Origin of the sequence: Sphingobium psychrophilum (genome assembly GCF_012927105.1) — a bacterium.
GTDB classification, from domain to species: Bacteria; Pseudomonadota; Alphaproteobacteria; order Sphingomonadales; family Sphingomonadaceae; genus Sphingobium; species Sphingobium psychrophilum.
This window is the reverse complement of record NZ_JABBFV010000072.1, coordinates 1-1,752: the sequence shown is the minus strand read 5'-3', so window position 1 is coordinate 1,752 and position 1,752 is coordinate 1. Positions and strand designations below refer to the sequence as shown.

The following is a 1,752-nucleotide window of genomic DNA, read 5'->3' as shown; positions in this document are numbered from 1 at the left end:
CGCATTGCCTCACCCTTTTTGCTCCTGAGTGACAGGCCGTTGCCTCATCTAGAATGCTCCCGGCAACGGTCGGGAGGGAACGATGAGGAAGATGAGCATGGCAACGCGGAAAGAATTGATCGAGGCGGTCGGCGCGCGATACCGGGCATGCGATCGGTCGAGTAAGGGCAAGGTGCTCGATGAGTTCGTTGCGGTCACGGGGTTCCATCGCAAACATGCGATGAGGGTTCTCCGGCAGGAGGCATCGGACCGAACTCCTGGGCGTGTCGGGCGCAGGGTCTACGATGAGGCTGTGCGCACTGCACTAGTGGTGTTGTGGGAGGCGAGCGACCGTTTATGCGGCAAGCGGCTTAAGCCGCTCATTCCGATCCTTGTCGAAGCGATGGAAGGTCATGGTCACCTCGATCTGGCGCCGCAGGTCAAGGCCAGTCTGTTCCGGATGAGCGCGGCGACGATCGACCGCTCACTGCGCGCCATACGCGAGGCAGGCCAGACGAAAAAGCGGCGGCGTGGCGTATCTGGAACCGAGCTCCGGCGCAGCGTACCGATCCGTACATTCGACGACTGGGGTGATCCGGCGCCGGGGCACATGGAGGTCGATCTGGTTTCGCACAGCGGACCGGCAGCAAAAGGTAGCTGGGCCTGGACGTTCACTTTAACCGACATCGCAACGGGCTGGACTGAATGCGCACCGTTGCTGGTGCGCGAGCAGACGCTGCTGGTGGCTGTGCTTACCGAACTGCGCAGGCTGATGCCTTTCCCCTTGCTGGGATTCGACTCTGACAACGACAGCGTATTTATTAACGAGACGGTGCGCGATTATTGCGTGGCTCATGGGATCGCGTTCACCCGCTGCCGTCCTTATCGCAAGAATGATCAGGCCTGGGTTGAGCAGAAAAACGGTTCCGTCGTTCGGCGCCTGACGGGCTATCGCCGGTTCGAGGGCCTGGCAGCCACCGGCGCGTTAGCGGAATTGTACACGGCTGCCCGCCTGTTCGTGAACTTTTTCCAGCCATCGTTCAAGCTTGCCGAGAAGCAACGCGATGGCGCCAAGGTCTACAAGCGATACCATGCTCCCGCGACACCGTTCCAGCGGTTGCTGGCCGACCCACGGACCTCCGAGGAGACGCGCCGAAACCTCCGCGAGGCGTTCGCCGATCTCGATCCGGTCCGGCTGTTGCGGGACATCCGAACGGCGCAAGAAAAGTTGGTGGGACTGGCCGACGGGGCAGTCGTAATGAATCCGTCGGAACCCTCGCCGCCAACGCTGGATGCGTTCATGACGAGCCTGCGGACCTTGTGGCACGAAGGCGAGGCAAGGCCGACAGCAACCGCAAAGGCCCCGCAGAAGCGTTGGCGCCGCCGTCCTGATCCGCTTGCGACGGTGACTGAACAGTTGAAGGCGTGGTTCGAGGAGGAGCCATGGCGCACCGGTCGGGAGTTGCTCGAGAAGCTACAGGCTGAGCAGCCTGGCGATTATCCGGATGGTCTGCTGCGGACCGTGCAGCGCCGGTTGAAGGTGTGGCGATCAGAACAGGCGCGTGCCTTGGTATTCAACCCGTCAGCTGCCCCCGCTGGCAGGCGCTTGGGGGCAGAGACCGTCTCTTCGTTGCCGCGCGACTGGGTACCGCTCCGCGTCGCCTCCGGCTCCGCTGCGCGGCCCCCAGTCGCGCAAGGAATAGTCCGTGAGGGTGATCTCCTGTAGGGAGCATTTACGTGAGGCAATGGCTATGCCGCTCGGGAACATCGCTT

1 protein-coding gene is annotated in these 1,752 nt (G+C 62.6%); it reads left to right on the top strand.

Features of this window, described 5'->3' with window-relative positions; genetic code table 11:
* Positions 1 to 82: 82 nt before the first annotated feature.
* Positions 83 to 1,705, top strand: coding sequence for an ISNCY family transposase (locus HHL08_RS25225; RefSeq protein ID WP_073976524.1), 1,623 nt, complete (start codon positions 83 to 85; stop codon positions 1,703 to 1,705).
* The last annotated feature ends 47 nt before the right edge of the window (positions 1,706 to 1,752 follow it).

Excerpts from the sequence above, each read along its gene's own strand:
- HHL08_RS25225 (WP_073976524.1), top strand. The coding sequence starts at position 83 with ATGAGGAAGATGAGCATGGCAACGCGGAAAGAATTGATCGAGGCGGTC.